The following is a 14,568-nucleotide window of genomic DNA, read 5'->3' as shown; positions in this document are numbered from 1 at the left end:
GCTTCGCCACACACGCCGGCATCCCCTCCACCGCGACCCCAGGCCCCCCATCACCGGCCGTACTCGCGGCATCGACACGGCCGCCCACCACACCCGCCACACCCGTCGCATCCGCCGCACGGCGCCGGAAAGCCCCGGGCGACACGCCGACCAACTCGGTGAAGCGGGTGGTGAACGTACCCAGCGACGCACAGCCGACCGCGAAGCAGACCTCGGTCACACTGAGGTCGCCACGCCGCAGCAACGCCGCCGCACGTTCGATACGACGTGTCATCAGATACGCATAAGGCGACTCACCATAAGCGGCCCGGAACTGCCGGCTGAGGTGCCCGGCGGACATGTTCACACCGCGGGCCAGCGCCTCCACGTTCAGCGGCTGCGCGTACTCCCGGTCGATCCGGTCACGGACGCGCCGAAGCCGCGCAAGATCGGTCAAGCGCTGTGCCTGGACGCGTGCACGCCGCCACTCGGGCCGACACATGAAAATCCCCTTCCGTGTCTCTTCCATCAACGCCTACCAGTGCCTGGGGTGCCTACCGAGACAGCACCCCAGGCACTCGGTGATGAGGACCGGCCTGCCGGAGCCGGCCAGCCGACCGAACAACTGCCAGACAGCGGGAAGAACTCCGGGCCCCAGTCCGATTCAACTCCGGTTCAACGAGGCTGCGGACGCGGCCCCGGTGAGCGCCGGCAGAGCGGGCACCACCGCGATGGAGCGCCGCGTTCCGTGCAGGTGGCCGCGGTACTCGCCGGCACAGCCGCACCGATACCCGAACGGCTCAGCGAAGCTCCTGGATACGGACCAGGTTGCCCGCAGGGTCGCGGAAAGCGCAGTCACGGATGCCGTACGGCTGCTCGGTCGGCTCCTGGACGACCTCGGTATCACCGGCCTGCACCCTCTCGAACGCAGCGTCGAGGTCCGGGGTGGCCAGCAGGATCCAGCCGTAGGTGCCCTTGGCCATCATCTCGGTAATGGTGCGCCGCTCGTCCTCGGTCACTCCCGGATCGGCAGCCGGCGGCGCCAGAAGGATCGACGTGCCCGGCTGACCGGCCGGACCGACCGTGATCCACCGCATCCTGCCCTGCCCGACATCACTGCGGACCTCGAAACCGAGAACGTCACGGTAGAAAACAAGCGACGCATCCGGATCATCGTGCGGCAGGAAACTCGCGTGAATAGTGATATCCATGACGACCAGGCTAGAACCTGCTCCGCCCTCCGCGCTTCTCGATTCCTGACCAAGCCGACCACGCCCCCTCCCCCGCCCCCGGCCTGACGGCACGGCTATCGCGGCGACTACGGGCACAACAGTCCCCGACCGCGGACAACGGACCGGGTTGGCTGAGGCACCAGCCGGGAAACAGCACAGCCAGCCGGCACACGATCACACCGAGACCCGGATCCGCCAACGGCATGAGCTCGAGGAACAGAACTCCCTCGTCCTACTGGCCGGCCATACCCCAGACAGACCGTGACCCCGTCAGCAACGCCGCGGCCAAGCACCGGCGCCCATCCCCACCACAGCCGAATCCACACCGACCCACCGCGAAGGCCGCGACAGCGAAAGCACCGACAACGGATTCCCTGCTCCGATGGTCGTCCGTGCCGGTCCGACCCAGGCCCAGTCGTAGTAGCGCGGCCGTTTTGCTCCGGCTCCGGCGCTTTGCCGGAGCCAGGCCGGGGCGAGCAGGCGGTCGGCAACGACGGCGTCCGCGCGGATGCCGGTTCACCCAACGGCTCGCTCGGTCGGCCGCCGGCAGTCCTTCCGCTCGATACCGGAGAGCAGGCCGGGTACGAAGGCGCGGGCCGTGGCACGCGGCTCCACCCGCCGGAACCGGCCCGCGATCCCGGCCATGGCCTGATCGAACATCGTCCGCCAACCGGCGGCACCCATGCCGTGGCCTGCGGCCACCGTACGATCTTCAGGAATCCACACAACCCCTGATGATCACGCGGTGGCCGCGCCCGATCACTGCTGGGCCAGCAGTGCCCGCTCGAGGTTCAGGCGGTGAATCCTCCGTCGACGGCGATCGTGGCTCCGGTGATGTACCGACCGTCGGAGCTTGCCAGGTGGGCAACGGTGGCGGCGATCTCAGCCGCTTCCGCATAGCGGCCCAGGGCAGTGAACCCGGCGATTGCCGCTGCGTTGGGGCCGTGGGCGGGGTTGGAGTCGGTGTCCGTGGGCCCGGGGTGCACCAGATTCACGGTGATGCCCCGCGGGCCGAGCTCCCGGGCCAGGCCCTTGGTCATGCCGATGAGGCCTGTCTTGCTCATCGAGTACAGCGCCATTCCCGGGAAGACCGCGCGCTCGGCCACATTGCTGCCGATGCTGATGATGCGGCCTCCCTGGCCCATGTGACGCACTGCCGCCTGAGACGCGACGAACGGGGCACGGACGTTCACCGCCAGGGTACGGTCGATCTCCGTCGGCCCGATCTCCTCAAGCGGGCCGACCAGGAAGACCCCGGCGTTGTTGACCAAGATGTCCAGGGCGCCGAACGACTCGGCAGTCTCATCCACCGCAGCGATCAAGGCTTCCGGGACCTCGCTGTCGGCCTGGACGGCCAGCACCCGACGGCCGACGGCCTTGATCTGCTCGACGACCTCGGCGGCACGCTCAGCACTGTTCTGGAAAGTCAGGACAATATCGGCGCCTTCCTCGGCCAGTCGCAGCGCGACGGCGGCACCGATGCCTCGCGATCCACCGGTCACCAACGCCACTTTTCCTTCAAGTCGGTTCATGGCATCGAGCATCACGGGCTCCGCCGCCGGACGCTGGCGGTTATCTGACCTCACGCTCCACCTCTGGAGAGCGGCCCGACGCCCATCACGAAACCGCACTGGAGTACTAGCCGACCAGGCGGCGGCGCCAGTCCAGTGGGGTGACGGTGAGGGCCCGGTCGGGATCACGGTCCCACTCGGTGTGCAGGCCGACTGCTTCGAGGGCAGCCACGACCTCGTGACCGATGGCTGCGGTGGTCTGCGACGAGCCGTCGAAGCCGCCATAGAGGAGCATCAGTCCGTGGCCGGCTGCGGCGGAATCCGTGCACTGAGTGTGAAAGTAGACGTATCCGCGGGCGTCGGGCTCGCCTGCACCACCGATCTCGGACTGGCCGCAGTTGCGGCAACAGGCGAAGTTCTCGCGGGCGGTGATACCGGCCTCCCGCAGAGCGGTGAACGCACGGGTGAGCCGTTCAGGGTCGGTCTCGCCTTGCCATGCGGCTTGCTCCGCAACGCGCTCCAGCCACAACCGATCGACCAGCACCTGTGCCTGCTCGCCCGAAACGGGTCGGCGGTCGCTGGTGACCAGGTACTCCTCAGCGAGTTCGGCCAGTTCGGCACGGGAGGCGTAGCCGCCGGACAACACCTCGCGGACGCGCTTATCCAACTCTTCGTGCTCGGCCTCATCGAGGTCGAGCGGCGGCACCTCGCGGGTAGGGCCCATGTCCAGCAGCGACCAGACCAGGCCACCGTCCCATCCAGTCTCCCGGCGCGCCCAGCCGGTCATCGCCGCGATCACGGCCTCGGGCCTGTCGGTCATCGCCTGGAAGTGCCGGTCAGCGGCACCGTCGCGATGCTCCACTGTGTAGTCACCGCCGGCCTGGTGCCAGACTTGGGCGAAGACGTCAGGCAGGTCAGGTATCCGCTGGACCACCAGGAACCGGTCACCGTCACCGCCAATACGGCGAACCAGCCCGGCCAGTTCCTCGGCGGACACACGGACGTGCCGCTCCCCGTTCTCCGTCTTCACCACGATCTCGAGCATGCACAGACTCTGACACACCCCTGCGACAGCGGCCTCCCCCCAACTAGCGGCGCAACTGCACGCGCAGAGCCTCGGCATCGGCATGACGTACGACTACGAGTGAGCGGTCGCATCCGGTCGGAAGCCGTGCGGGCTGCACGAAGAGCTTCAGTCGCTGCGCTCACCACAACGAGCCCACGCCGCGGCAGGGAAACGCGAACCGTGCCTCCCGCGCCCGGGTAGCCCCTGTCGGCCCACCAGGAGACGCCGGCCAAGACGAGCACATCGCCGATGCCGTGCTCGCGGGCGGGCAATGAACCAGACTGCTGCTCTCGGGCCAGCGCTCTTCTTGCTACCCCCGGCCCCCACCTCGCCGCGTAGGCCTGAAGGTCGAAAGGACTCAGTGGCGTGGACTCGCTCGCCGAGCGACGGGGCGGCCAGTCCCACCTTCGAGGGGAAAGCAAACAGAGGGCCGGGCCCTCGTGCACCCGCGGGGATGCCGAAAATCCGATAAACCCTCACACCGTTCACCACCGGGTCATGCCGAACTTGAGCACCCGTCATGAATGAGCCGAAAGTTGCTGACTTCGGCGCGAAAGTGGCCGCCCTGGGTACCGGTGGCAACCGTCACGTCTGCACCTGCTCAGCAGGCCATGTGAAGGACTCGGTGTGTCCGGTCATTACATGGTCACACTGGTGAAGGCGCATGTCGATCTGCGTGCCGTCCGGGACTCGGGCGACTGGCCGCCCCATGATCGGCCTGCTTTGATCCTTCGCGTAGCGCAAACTCGCGGACACAAATTCCGGTACCGGAAGCCGAGCGAGCGACCGCTGCCATTCAAAAGTGCTCATTCGAAGGGAACCACGCGTGATGAACCTCGCCCCCCAGGTTGCGACAGCCGAGATCTCCGACGCTGACCTGGACAACGTCTCCGGCGGCCTCGCGGTCGGCGGCTTCGGCGGTCTCTACGTCGACACGCCGATCGCTGCCGTCACCTCCGACGCCCTGGCCATCGCCACCCCCGAGGGCGTTACGGCGGGCACGGCAGTCCACACCACCGCCCACTGACAACAGCATCCAGCTACCGGTGGGTCCCGGATCACCTGATCCGGGACCCACCGCGCTCTGCTGTCGGCGACGGCCGAGAAGTGAACCAGGAGCCACGCTCGGGTTCCGACACCTGCCGCAACATTCCTCCCACCAAACGAACGCCAGGGGTTGGGGCGCAGGGTCCTCCCCATCGAGGCGGTCGCCAGTGGTGTCGGCGTACGACAGTCCCTGCAGCCGATTCAGCTCCTGCGCCTGTACGCGCCGGGGGCTAGCCCATGGGTGCGCTTGAAGGCGTTGGCGAAGGCGAACTCGGAGGTGTATCCCACCTGGGCGGCAATGGATCTCAACGGCGCTTGTGTCGCCCGTAGCAGGCGGGCTGCCATGGTCAGCCGCCACCAGGTCAGGTAGCCGAGGGGCGGTTGACCGATCAGTGCGGAAAAGCGCCTGGCGAACGCTGCCCGGGACAGGCCCGCTTCCGCGGCGAGTTTCGCCACGGTCCATGGCGCTGCCGGGTCCCGGTGGACGGCGTGGAGGGCGGCGGTGACCGCCGGGTCGTTGAGTGCCGCGGCCCAGCCGGTGGTGCTGCCGTGGGTGGGCTGCTCGGCAAGCCAGATGCGCAGGATGTACATCATGAGCGTGTCCAGGAGCGCGGGGACGGTTGCGCTGGTGCCCAGACGCGGATTGCCCGTCTCGGCGGCCAGAAGTTGCACCGCGGCGTGCAACTCGGGGTGGCGGCCCGGGTCGGCCGGCAGGTGGATCAGGTCCGGCAGGGTGAGCAGCAGCGGGTGGGTTCGGGACGGGTCGAGCTGGTAGGCGCCGCAGAGGACCACGGTGACCGGACCGCCCCGGCCGAGCTGGTCGACACTGTCCGACGCGTAGGGCTCGGGCAGCTCGGGATCGTCAGGGGTACAGGCAGGGGCGGTGACCGCGGTTGCCGGGTTGTCGGCCAGAGTGTGCCCGCGGCCGTGCGGCACGAACAGCACATCACCCGCGTGCAGTCGGAGCGGCGCCGCAGGTGGGGACAGGAGCCAGCAGGAGCCCTCCAGGATCACCTGGAAGCCCGCCGAACCCGGAACCGACGCGAACTGCTGTCCCCACGGGGCATGCCATCGCACGTACGCCGACCGGGGCCGGCCGGTCCGCGCCACCGTGATGACATCGCTGAGCACATCCACGAGGCGAGCGTACGCACGAGACGTGCGCGCAGGAACGGGGCACCCTGGCGCATGGATCGTCTCCATGGGGCGGCCGTAGGTTCACGGCATGACGATGAAGAGCGCGCGTATCCACGCCTTCGGCGATCCGTCCGTGATCCGCTACGACGACGTTCCGCGACCTCGACCCCACTTGGGCGAAGTACTCGTCCGCGTCGCGGCGACTTCGTTCAATCCCACCGAGGCCGCGTTGCGCGCTGGACTGCTGCAGGCGTTCCTGCCGGTGAACCTCCCCTACACGCTGGGCTGGGACGTCGCCGGCACGGTTACCGAGACCGGCCCGGGAACCGACCGGCTTGCCGTCGGCGACCGGGTCGTCGGGCGGCTGGACGGTGCGGGCGCAGCCGCCGAGTATGTCCGGGCACCGGCTGCACTACTGGTCCCGGCGCCGGCCTCTGTTCCTCTCACCCACGCCGCGGCCCTTCCCGTGGCCGGCCTGACGGCCTGGCAGGCGGTGTTCGAGCATGGGAAGGTGAGAGTCGGCCAGCGGGTGCTGGTCAACGGTGCGGGCGGAGGAGTCGGCGGCTTCGTCACACAGCTGGCCAAGCATGCCGGGGCTGAAGTGATCGCCACCGCCGGCGCCCGCAGCAACCAGGCAGTCCGGCGACACGGAGCGGACCACGTCATCGACTACACCATCGGGCCCGTCGCAGCCGCGCTCGACGGCCCAGTGGACACCCTGTTCAACCTCGTTCCGCTGCTCCCACACGATGCTGCGGCGCTGGCGTCTGCGGTACGGCCGCACGGCCGGATCGTCTCGATCACCACCCCCATCGAACCGCCCACCGACACCGGGGTGAGCTCAATTCACATGATTGCCCGCAACGATGTGGCACACCTGGCGGCACTGGTAAAACTCGTCGACGCCGGTGACGTCACCCTCGACATCAGCGCATCACACCCGCTGACCGACCTCGCAGACATCCACCGCCTCGGTGAAGCCGGCCGGATCCGCGGCAAGATCGTCGTCATCCCCTGAAACCGGCGACCGCACCCCGTAGGTGCGGAACCGAAGCGGGTAGCGGCGCAGCGTGGTCGGGCTGACGGGCTTGCCTGCCCGGCCGAACATGCCCTTCCGTACCAGGAAGGCGCACACTTCATCGGCAGCCGGTTCGACGCCGTGCCGAGCCTGATACTCCATCCACGCGAGGTAGTAGCGGTCAACGACGGTCAACTCGCGGCCCACCTCGGCAGGGTCCGGCTGCGAGGACTGCTCGCCGACCTCAGCGCAGCATCTGCTCGTACATCTCCGCCCGGATCCCTGAGGAGGAGGTACAACCCCAAGTTCCGGCGGAGAAAGCCTTCCACTCGTGGAAGCTCGATCGCCTCGGCCGGAAGGTCACCAAGACGGGGACGGTAGAGCTCGGCCAACCACACCATCAGCTCTTCGTTGAGCAACGGGCCTGATAGCAATCAATCGTCCCGTGCAGAAGAGCCGGCTGAACAGCCGGTCGGCAGGGCAGTGCCCTTGACCCGCCACGGCCTCGGGCGGCGCAGGTGGCGGCAGTTCGTCGGCCGCATCCTACTCTCGAATCCTGTGGATGATCTCGTCGTCGGTCATGCCGACATTCGTGGCAGTTGCCACCGGCGGCCTCCCCGGGCTGCCCGAGGCAACTGATTGCGGCCACGTTGATCATCGTGAGTCGTGTGGACTAGCGATGAAACGGTGGCCACAGGTCACAGCACAGATCCCGCGCGTTGGCGGGAAGCATTCGAGGGCTTGGTGGGGGCGAATCGCGAGCCGGTTCAAGCGGGTTGAGCCCCAACACCGGCCCGGGCGGCTGGTGCCCGGCGCCGGGCCGCACTGTGCTGGGAGCCACGCTCCAGGCACTGACACCTCATCGGCCCGGCCCCGGGGGCCGGCCGCTGCGGCGGGCCGCGGAGCATGCCCCACACGATGAACCGCCCCACGGCTCGCGCCGCCCGCAGCAAGGCGGCGTTGCGCTCGCCCTCCAGCGCCGCCCGTACACTCGCGACTTCCGCACCAAAGCCCGCTGTGGCGTAGCTGGACGCCCGGACCGATGCCGGCGCGTCCATTCTCCGTTCACGCAGAACGATGGAAGCGCCCGTGGAATCGCTGTACGCTCGCCTCCCTGCCGAGCGCCGATGACCGCGCGGCAGCCCGGGGGGCCACACCGCAGGGGGGAAGATGGCAAAGCACCAGGCCGACGAGCCGGCCGACACACGCATGATGGGGATCATTCACGACGCACTCCGCAGGGACCTGGCACGTACCCGCACCGCACTCACCGAGCAACCGTATCCGGACGGCAACCGGCGGGTCGCGCTCACCGACCACCTCCGATGGATGATGCGCTACCTGCACGACCACCACAGCAGCGAAGACCGCGGCCTGTGGCCGCTGCTGCGAAAGAAGGCGCCGAATGCCGCGGAGTTGCTCGACACCATGGAACAGGACCACGCAGGCATCTCCGACGCGATGACCGCTGTCGTCTCTGCGGCCCACAGGTACGCCGAAGGCGGACCCGACGAGACCAGAGCCGACCTACTGGCATCACTGACCGCGCTGGACGACGTGCTCCTCCCACATCTGCAACGGGAGGAACAGCAGACAATGCCCGTCGCCGCGTCCACGCTGACGATGAGCGAGTGGCGGACGTGGGAACAGGAATTCCACATCAAACAGAAGTCGTTCACCGAACTGGGCGACGAGGGACACTGGCTGCTCGACGGCCTCGACACCACCCGCTACCAGATCGTCGTCCGCCAGGTACCGACAGTACCGCGGTTCATCCTGCTGCACGGCTTCGCCCGACGCTACCAGCGCCGGGCCGCACTGCGCTGGCAGCCGAACTCCCCACACTGACGCCTCACCGGCCCAGCCCGTTCCTTCATGACAGCAACGCGCTCATCACCGCCCGTGCCCCGCCGGGTCTCGTCGATCCCGAGGACCCCGACCGGTCCGAGTGCCGCGGCTTGTGTTCGTCGACCGGCTCCTGGCCACACTCGTCCATCTCCGCCACGGGAGCACCCATGACGGCCGGGGCCCTGGCGTGCGTGGGGGACTGGTGCTGGCCTGCTGGTTTGGCGTGGACCGCTCCACCATCACCCGGGCCCTCAGCGAGGTGCTCCCCTCCTCGCCGAGCAGGGGTGCACCAACAGCCCCGGCGTGCCGCTGCGGACCCTCGCCGAGGTCGTCGACCACCTGGATGCCGGCGGGATGACCGGCATTATCGACTGGATCGCCCGCCGCGAAGAGCTGGGCCGCTTCGTCCTGCGCCGTGACCCACGGGACATCTCCCGGATCTGGGCCCTGGACCCGGAAGGAACCTCCTACCTGGAGGTTCCCTACCGGACGCTGGCGCGGCCACCGATCAGCGCGTGGGAGCAGAAGGCGGCCGTCGCGCGGCTGCACGAGCTGGGCCGCGCCGAGGTGGATGAGAACGCGCTGTTCGCCATGGTCGCGCAGATGCGCCAGCTCACAGACGGTGCTGCTGCGGCCACTCGCAAGGCCCGCCGAGACCGCCAGCGCCGAACCGAGGTGCCTCCGCAGCCGAAGTCGACACCGCCGCCGGTGCCGTCCGTCCCGCCGGTGGGCCAGGACGGGGAAGTTGTGGCGGCTCCGTTCGAGGTGATCGAGCAGTGGTGAACGCGGACGACCCGGCGGGCCTGTCGCACCTGCACCCGGCCGCGCAGCAGATCGCGCGGCTGCCGGACGCGGAACGGCTCCGGTACGTGCGAGCGGACCGGTGGATCGGCTACCCGCGCGCCGCAGCGGCGCTGGAGCAGCTGGAGACGCTGCTGGCCTGGCCGTCCAAGCAGCGGATGCTGAATCTGCTGCTGATCGGGCCGACCAACAACGGCAAGTCGATGATCGTGGAGAAGTTCCGCCGCACCCACCAGCCGATCTCGCATCCGGACCGCGAGGAGATCCCGGTGCTGGCGGTGCAGATGCCCTCCGACCCGTCGGTGAGCCGGTTCTACACGGCGCTGCTGGCCGCACTCGGCGCCCCACTGCGGGCCCGCTACCGGCTGGCGGACCTGGAGCAACTGGTGCTCGGGCTGCTGCGGGCGGCCGGGGTGCGGCTGCTGGTTATAGACGAGCTGCACAACATCCTCGGCGGACCCGGCGACAGGCGCCGGGAGTTCTTGAACCTGCTGCGGTACCTGGGCAACGAGCTGCGCATCCCGCTGGTCGGGGTCGGCACGCGGGACGCCTACCTGGCCATCCGGGCCGATGACCAGTTGGAGAACCGGTTCGCGCCGCTGACGCTGCCGCGCTGGGAGACCGACGCCGACGCCTGTTCGCTGCTGGCCAGCTTCGCCGCGGCGTTCCCGCTGCGCAGGCCCTCGCCGATCGCCACCACCGAAATGGCCGACTACCTGCTGACCCGCAGCGAGGGAACGATCGGGGAGCTGGCACACCTGCTCACCGACGCCGCGGTGGCCGCGATTGAGTCCGGCGAAGAGGCCATCAACCAGCGGACCCTGCTGCTGGCCCCGTACGCCGGGCCGAGTGAGCGGCGCCGGCTGTTCGAGCGCGAGCTGACGTGAGCGGCGTGCGGAGGTGGCCGCTGCACCCCCGGCCGGGCCCTTTGGAGTCGCTGTCATCGTGGCTTGAGCGACTGGCCGATGTGTACGAGATGCCGGTGAAAGACCTGCTCACCCGCAACCTCGGCCTGGTCGACCTGGCCGTTCCGGCCGATGTGGACTACGACCCGCCGATGGCGATGCTCGCCGCACTGGCCGAACGCACCGGGGTCGAACTCGCCCGGCTGCGGGCGATGACGCTGGCCGGCTGGGAACCGTGGCTGTTCGACAAGCTCACCGTGCCGATCCAGGACACGCAGCCGATGTTCGACGCCTACGTCCGGGACAACTCCGTGCTCCTGGCACCGGGCGAGGCCGGCCGCAACCAGATCAACCGCTGGAAGCGCTGGCCGGGACCGTGGCTCGGATACTGGCCCCTGCACCGGGCCTGCTCAATGTGCGCCACCGCCCCCGGGCGCGGGCGGGCCCTGATCTGGCGGCTGCCGCTGATGACCGGCTGCGTCGAGCACGGGTGCCGCCTGGTGAACGCCACTGAGGCCGCACTTGTCGCCGTCGGGCAGATCAAGCCGGACCCCGCGCCGCTCGCGGAGCCGATCGCCACCGTGGACCGCTACACCTACGAAGGACTCAGCACCGGGCGGGTCAACCTGCCGGGCCGCAGCGTGCACGCCGGGGTGTGGTTCAGGCTGCTGCGCTGCCTGCTGGACGAGGTCAGCCTCTCCCTGAGCGGCCGAACCAGCTACGGCCGGGCCACGCTGGAACAGGTCTGGCAGGCCGCCGGCCTCAAAGAGCGCGCCGGGCTGACCACCTGGCGGCCGTACGAGCACCTCAAGCCCGACGTCCAGGAGGCGATGCTGCACACCGCCGGCACCGCCCTGCGCCTGGCCGCCGATGGGACCGTCATCGCCTGCGGCCGCCTCGCCTCCACGCTGCGGCCGGAGCACCGGCACATCTACGACGACGACCGGCGGCACCGCAGCTCCTGGCAGGAGGCCATGGATCAGATAGAGAAGACGCTCGCCCTGGCGCGCACCGACCGTGACGCCGCCCGGCAGCTCCTGGTCCTGCTCACCCTCGGCTGCCGCACCCTCGACCGGTTCGAAGAGGAGCGCGCCTGTCTGTTCGGCGTCGGCGTCCCCGCCGACTTCCTGCCCAGCGCCCGCGAACTTGGCCGCACCGATCTCGCCTGACGGCGTTCCACATCCTTGGAAGTGGAACAGGACTCCCGGCGCTCCGTCAGAAGACCTGTATCCCGGGGCGATCAACCCGCCGAACGTTCCGCAAGTCGTTCCACAAAGAGCATTCCGGAAGGCCCGTACGGAGCCGACTTCCGGTACGGTGCAGCGCCATGGAAACCGACAACCGCGCCACCGGCGGACTCGAACTCGGCTACGCCCGGGTCTCCACCACCAAACAGAGCCTGGAACGCCAACTCGACGCCCTCGGCGGGGCGGGCATCCCCGAGACACGGATCTACGTCGACAAGAAGAGCGGAGCCACCGTCGACCGCCCCGGCCTGACCGACCTGCTCGCCTATGCCCGCCCCGGTGACACCATCGTGGTGCACACCCTCGACCGGCTCGGCCGCAACCTGCGCGAAGTCCTCAACCTCGTCCACGACCTGAACGGCAAGCAAATCGGCGTGCGCTCGCTGGCTGACCCGCTGCCGATCAACACCGCCGACGAGGGCATGGGCCGTATCGCCTTCCTGCTCCTGGCCCTCTTCGCTGAGATGGAGCGGACCTTCACCGCCGAACGTGCCGCCCACGCCCGCGCCGTCGCCGAAGCCGCCGGCCGCCGCATCGGCCGCCCCGTTGCCCACCCCGCCGACAAGATCGAGTACGCCCGGCTGTTGAAGCAGCAGGGCAGCAGTCTTGGCGAGATCGCCGCGAAGACCGGCATCCCCAAGACCTCCCTGTACCGCTACCTCGCAAAGGCAGACTCCACGACCGTGCCATCTAGAGACTCGTGATGACCCTGGCCCTGGACCCACAACAGGTCGAGGCCATCGGCCGAGATCACCATGCCCGGCGGGGGCATGAACATCACAAGCTGCCTGGCCGCCGCGCCCGTGGCTCCGCAGGTACGGGTCAGCCTGTCGCGGGGTTCTCAACAGGCTGAAACATCCAGTCCGCCAGCGACCGGAACGTCTCTTCAGGGTCCCGCCCATCCAGCGGGCCGTCCAGGTTGCGGGAGAGCAGCAGCGTCGCGAAGCCGTGGGCCATCGACCAGGCCGCCATGAAGCCGATGGCCGGGTCGTCGCCGTAGCCCTCCACTGCCGTTCGGAGCTGACTCCGCGTCCGCTCACGCACCGTGAGGAACTCCTGGTCGTCCGGGCGCAGGAGCTCCGGGCGGAACATGATCTGGAAGTGCGCCGGGTGCGCGGTGGCAAAGCGTACGTACCGGACGCCCAGGTCACGCAGGTCCTCCGCTTCGCCGAGGGTGGCGGACAGCAGGCCGTAGCCCTCGGCCGCAATGGCGGTGAGAAGGCCCGCGCGGTCCTTGAAGTGGTGTGCGGGCGCGGCATGAGAGACGCCCGCGCGGCGGGCCAGGTCGCGCAGGGACAGGGCCGCCGGCCCTTCGGTGGCGATGACGTCGAGGGCTGCGGCGAGCACGGCCCGTCGCAGGTCTCCGTGGTGGTAGGCGCGTTCGGTGGTCATAGTCAGCAGGCTACGCACAATCTAGGCGTTGACAAGTTTGCCGGTCGAATGCAATCTAGTCGGTGCCAAGTTATACGGGTCGTGGGGAAGAGGGATCGTCATGGGTAACGACAATGGACGCGTACGGCAGATGTGGCATCTCCTGGAGCCCCTGCACGCCGTCCTTTATTACGCTCCCGAGGTCTTCGAGGAGGTCAAGGCGCTCGGTTACAACACCGGCGAGCGCTGGCCGAGCTACTTTGCCTTGCGGGCGGCGCCACTCGGGGCCCCCGGATCCCGTCGGGTGGCCTCCGCGTTCTACAGCTTCAGCCCGCGCATGGTTGCCGAGCACATCCCAGCCGCCTGGGACGTCGCCGCACCGGACAAAGTGGTTGCGGCCCGGACACGCGGCGTCGACCGGGCGTACCGCGCACTCGTCGGCGAACGGACGGACAGTCCCGATCTTGCCGAGGCCGCCGCGCTCGCCCGCCGGGCGGCGGAGGCCGCGCACAGTGAGGGCCGCCCGCTTGCCGCTGCCAATGCCGCGCTGCCCTGGCCCCAGGAGCCGCACCTCGTGCTGTGGCAGGCTGCGACGATCCTGCGCGAGCACCGCGGCGACGGCCATCTCGCCGTCCTCCTGACCGCGGGGCTCGACTCTGTGGAGGCACTGGTGTCGTTCGCCGCGATCGGCGCGGCACCGGCCGAGGTCTTCGCAAGCCGCGGCTGGAGCGAGCCCGAGTGGATGGCCGCCCGCGAACGGCTTGTCGCGCGGGGACTGCTGGACGCCAACGGCACGGCGACCGACGCGGGCCACGCCCTGCGCGCCGAGGTCGAGCGGCGCACCGATGAACTGGCCGCTGCCCCCTGGCAGGCGCTCGGCGCCGAGGGCACCGCGCGACTCGCCGACCTCCTTGGCCCGCTCTGGCTGGAGGTCCTCGGCTCAGGAATGCTGCCCCGCGAGACCACGCTCGGCATCGGGAAGGTTTGACATCTCCTGCCGTACGGTGATCGCGTCGCGGCGGATCGCATACCTGGAAGCGCCCGGCGTGGTGGCCGGGCCCAGCGGCTCAGGGGCGCTGTGTGAGCAGGCGGTGAGAACCGCTGCGAGGGCGCGGCGACCTGAAGACTGACCATGTGCGGGGCACGGTGACCCCTCTGGGATGTCCAGGGTCCGCCGTTAGTACTACAGGGCTAAATCTTGATCATCTGGAGCCGTAGCCGCCTTCGGAAATGGTGCCGTCGTGCCTCCGCCTGATGCGGGCGCCGCCAGATCGACCAGCGAAGTCCCTGGTCGATGGCGATGCGAGTTAATACTGCAACCGCATCTGGGGTGACGATCAACGGCGTCTGTCGTTGATGTGACTGTGTGCTGATGGGTTGACGGTCGAGCAGGTTGAGTCGTGGTC

15 protein-coding genes and 4 pseudogenes are annotated in these 14,568 nt (G+C 69.1%); 9 read left to right on the top strand and 10 right to left on the bottom strand.

The features are described from left to right. From ABZ818_RS40170 to ABZ818_RS40145, 6 genes and pseudogenes are all read right to left on the bottom strand, one after another. Window positions 1-481, bottom strand: a 481-nt coding sequence (locus ABZ818_RS40170) for a helix-turn-helix transcriptional regulator (protein WP_361426542.1), incomplete at its 3' end; no start/stop codon positions are given. Between the two features lie 298 nt (window positions 482-779). Further along, entirely contained in the window at window positions 780-1,190 is a 411-nt protein-coding gene (locus tag ABZ818_RS40165; protein ID WP_361426539.1) for a VOC family protein, read from the bottom strand. 537 nt (window positions 1,191-1,727) lie between these two features. Beyond that, complete coding sequence (locus ABZ818_RS40160) at window positions 1,728-1,913, bottom strand: hypothetical protein (RefSeq protein WP_361426536.1); 186 nt, start codon at window positions 1,911-1,913, stop codon at window positions 1,728-1,730. An 89-nt stretch (window positions 1,914-2,002) separates the two neighbouring features. Next, the gene (locus ABZ818_RS40155; protein ID WP_361426533.1) at window positions 2,003-2,755 is read right to left on the bottom strand and encodes a 3-oxoacyl-ACP reductase family protein; all 753 of its coding nucleotides are present in this window, start codon (window positions 2,753-2,755) and stop codon (window positions 2,003-2,005) included. A gap of 94 nt (window positions 2,756-2,849) precedes the next feature. Further along, complete coding sequence (locus tag ABZ818_RS40150) at window positions 2,850-3,767, bottom strand: hypothetical protein (protein WP_361426530.1); 918 nt, start codon at window positions 3,765-3,767, stop codon at window positions 2,850-2,852. A gap of 173 nt (window positions 3,768-3,940) precedes the next feature. After that, window positions 3,941-4,054 (bottom strand): annotated as a pseudogene (locus tag ABZ818_RS40145) (IS5/IS1182 family transposase); the annotation flags it as partial. A 563-nt stretch (window positions 4,055-4,617) separates the two neighbouring features. Between ABZ818_RS40145 and ABZ818_RS40140 the strand changes: the two are divergent. Beyond that, the gene (locus tag ABZ818_RS40140) at window positions 4,618-4,815 is read left to right on the top strand and encodes a hypothetical protein (RefSeq protein ID WP_361426527.1); all 198 of its coding nucleotides are present in this window, start codon (window positions 4,618-4,620) and stop codon (window positions 4,813-4,815) included. A gap of 221 nt (window positions 4,816-5,036) precedes the next feature. Here ABZ818_RS40140 and ABZ818_RS40135 read toward each other — a convergent pair whose 3' ends face one another. Further along, window positions 5,037-5,972 (bottom strand): AraC family transcriptional regulator, encoded by a 936-nt coding sequence (locus tag ABZ818_RS40135; protein ID WP_361426524.1) that lies wholly within the window; start codon window positions 5,970-5,972, stop codon window positions 5,037-5,039. Between the two features lie 88 nt (window positions 5,973-6,060). On the opposite strand from ABZ818_RS40135, the gene ABZ818_RS40130 reads away from it, so the two are divergent. Next, entirely contained in the window at window positions 6,061-6,990 is a 930-nt protein-coding gene (locus ABZ818_RS40130) for an NADP-dependent oxidoreductase (protein ID WP_361426521.1), read from the top strand. Here the strand turns inward: ABZ818_RS40130 and ABZ818_RS40125 are convergent. Continuing rightward, entirely contained in the window at window positions 6,907-7,197 is a 291-nt protein-coding gene (locus ABZ818_RS40125; protein WP_361426518.1) for a hypothetical protein, read from the bottom strand. The two genes, ABZ818_RS40130 and ABZ818_RS40125, sit on opposite strands and share 84 nt — an antisense overlap. A 963-nt stretch (window positions 7,198-8,160) precedes the next feature. Between ABZ818_RS40125 and ABZ818_RS40120 the strand changes: the two genes are divergently transcribed. From ABZ818_RS40120 to ABZ818_RS40095, 6 genes and pseudogenes are all read left to right on the top strand, one after another. After that, the gene (locus ABZ818_RS40120; RefSeq protein ID WP_361426515.1) at window positions 8,161-8,838 is read left to right on the top strand and encodes a hemerythrin domain-containing protein; all 678 of its coding nucleotides are present in this window, start codon (window positions 8,161-8,163) and stop codon (window positions 8,836-8,838) included. Between the two features lie 106 nt (window positions 8,839-8,944). Next, a pseudogene (locus tag ABZ818_RS40115) lies at window positions 8,945-9,168 on the top strand (transposase family protein); the annotation flags it as partial. Window positions 9,169-9,210: 42 nt separating this feature from the next. Next, a pseudogene (locus tag ABZ818_RS40110) lies at window positions 9,211-9,507 on the top strand (transposase); the annotation flags it as partial. A 110-nt stretch (window positions 9,508-9,617) separates the two neighbouring features. Continuing rightward, a complete protein-coding gene (locus tag ABZ818_RS40105; protein ID WP_361426512.1) occupies window positions 9,618-10,526 on the top strand; it encodes a TniB family NTP-binding protein in 909 nt (302 codons plus the stop codon). Then, window positions 10,523-11,713, top strand: coding sequence for a TniQ family protein (locus ABZ818_RS40100; protein ID WP_361426509.1), 1,191 nt, complete (start codon window positions 10,523-10,525; stop codon window positions 11,711-11,713). The genes ABZ818_RS40105 and ABZ818_RS40100 overlap by 4 nt, the downstream gene beginning before the upstream one ends. Before the next feature lie 158 nt (window positions 11,714-11,871). Further along, window positions 11,872-12,495 (top strand): recombinase family protein, encoded by a 624-nt coding sequence (locus ABZ818_RS40095; protein WP_361426506.1) that lies wholly within the window; start codon window positions 11,872-11,874, stop codon window positions 12,493-12,495. 118 nt (window positions 12,496-12,613) lie between these two features. Here ABZ818_RS40095 and ABZ818_RS40090 read toward each other — a convergent pair whose 3' ends face one another. After that, window positions 12,614-13,183: a TetR/AcrR family transcriptional regulator gene (locus tag ABZ818_RS40090; protein WP_361426503.1), complete on the bottom strand. Its 570-nt coding sequence runs from the start codon at window positions 13,181-13,183 to the stop codon at window positions 12,614-12,616. Window positions 13,184-13,283: 100 nt separating this feature from the next. On the opposite strand from ABZ818_RS40090, the gene ABZ818_RS40085 reads away from it, so the two are divergent. Further along, complete coding sequence (locus tag ABZ818_RS40085; RefSeq protein WP_361426500.1) at window positions 13,284-14,150, top strand: hypothetical protein; 867 nt, start codon at window positions 13,284-13,286, stop codon at window positions 14,148-14,150. 203 nt (window positions 14,151-14,353) lie between these two features. On the opposite strand, the pseudogene ABZ818_RS40080 reads toward ABZ818_RS40085, so the two are convergent. After that, a pseudogene (locus tag ABZ818_RS40080) lies at window positions 14,354-14,568 on the bottom strand (hypothetical protein); the annotation flags it as partial.

Source organism: Streptomyces sp. NPDC047453, from assembly GCF_040643155.1.
Classification (GTDB): domain Bacteria; phylum Actinomycetota; class Actinomycetes; order Streptomycetales; family Streptomycetaceae; genus Streptomyces.
This window is presented reverse-complemented; position numbering and strand designations above follow the sequence as displayed.

What these genes read in the sequence shown, in the direction of transcription:
- ABZ818_RS40155 (WP_361426533.1), bottom strand. Translation starts at nt 2,755, where the DNA reads ATGCTCGATGCCATGAACCGACTTGAAGGAAAAGTGGCGTTGGTGACC.
- ABZ818_RS40095 (WP_361426506.1), top strand. Translation starts at nt 11,872, where the DNA reads ATGGAAACCGACAACCGCGCCACCGGCGGACTCGAACTCGGCTACGCC.
- ABZ818_RS40130 (WP_361426521.1), top strand. Translation starts at nt 6,061, where the DNA reads ATGACGATGAAGAGCGCGCGTATCCACGCCTTCGGCGATCCGTCCGTG.
- ABZ818_RS40140 (WP_361426527.1), top strand. Translation starts at nt 4,618, where the DNA reads ATGAACCTCGCCCCCCAGGTTGCGACAGCCGAGATCTCCGACGCTGAC.
- ABZ818_RS40085 (WP_361426500.1), top strand. Translation starts at nt 13,284, where the DNA reads ATGGGTAACGACAATGGACGCGTACGGCAGATGTGGCATCTCCTGGAG.
- ABZ818_RS40150 (WP_361426530.1), bottom strand. Translation starts at nt 3,767, where the DNA reads ATGCTCGAGATCGTGGTGAAGACGGAGAACGGGGAGCGGCACGTCCGT.
- ABZ818_RS40165 (WP_361426539.1), bottom strand. Translation starts at nt 1,190, where the DNA reads ATGGATATCACTATTCACGCGAGTTTCCTGCCGCACGATGATCCGGAT.
- ABZ818_RS40120 (WP_361426515.1), top strand. Translation starts at nt 8,161, where the DNA reads ATGGCAAAGCACCAGGCCGACGAGCCGGCCGACACACGCATGATGGGG.
- ABZ818_RS40090 (WP_361426503.1), bottom strand. Translation starts at nt 13,183, where the DNA reads ATGACCACCGAACGCGCCTACCACCACGGAGACCTGCGACGGGCCGTG.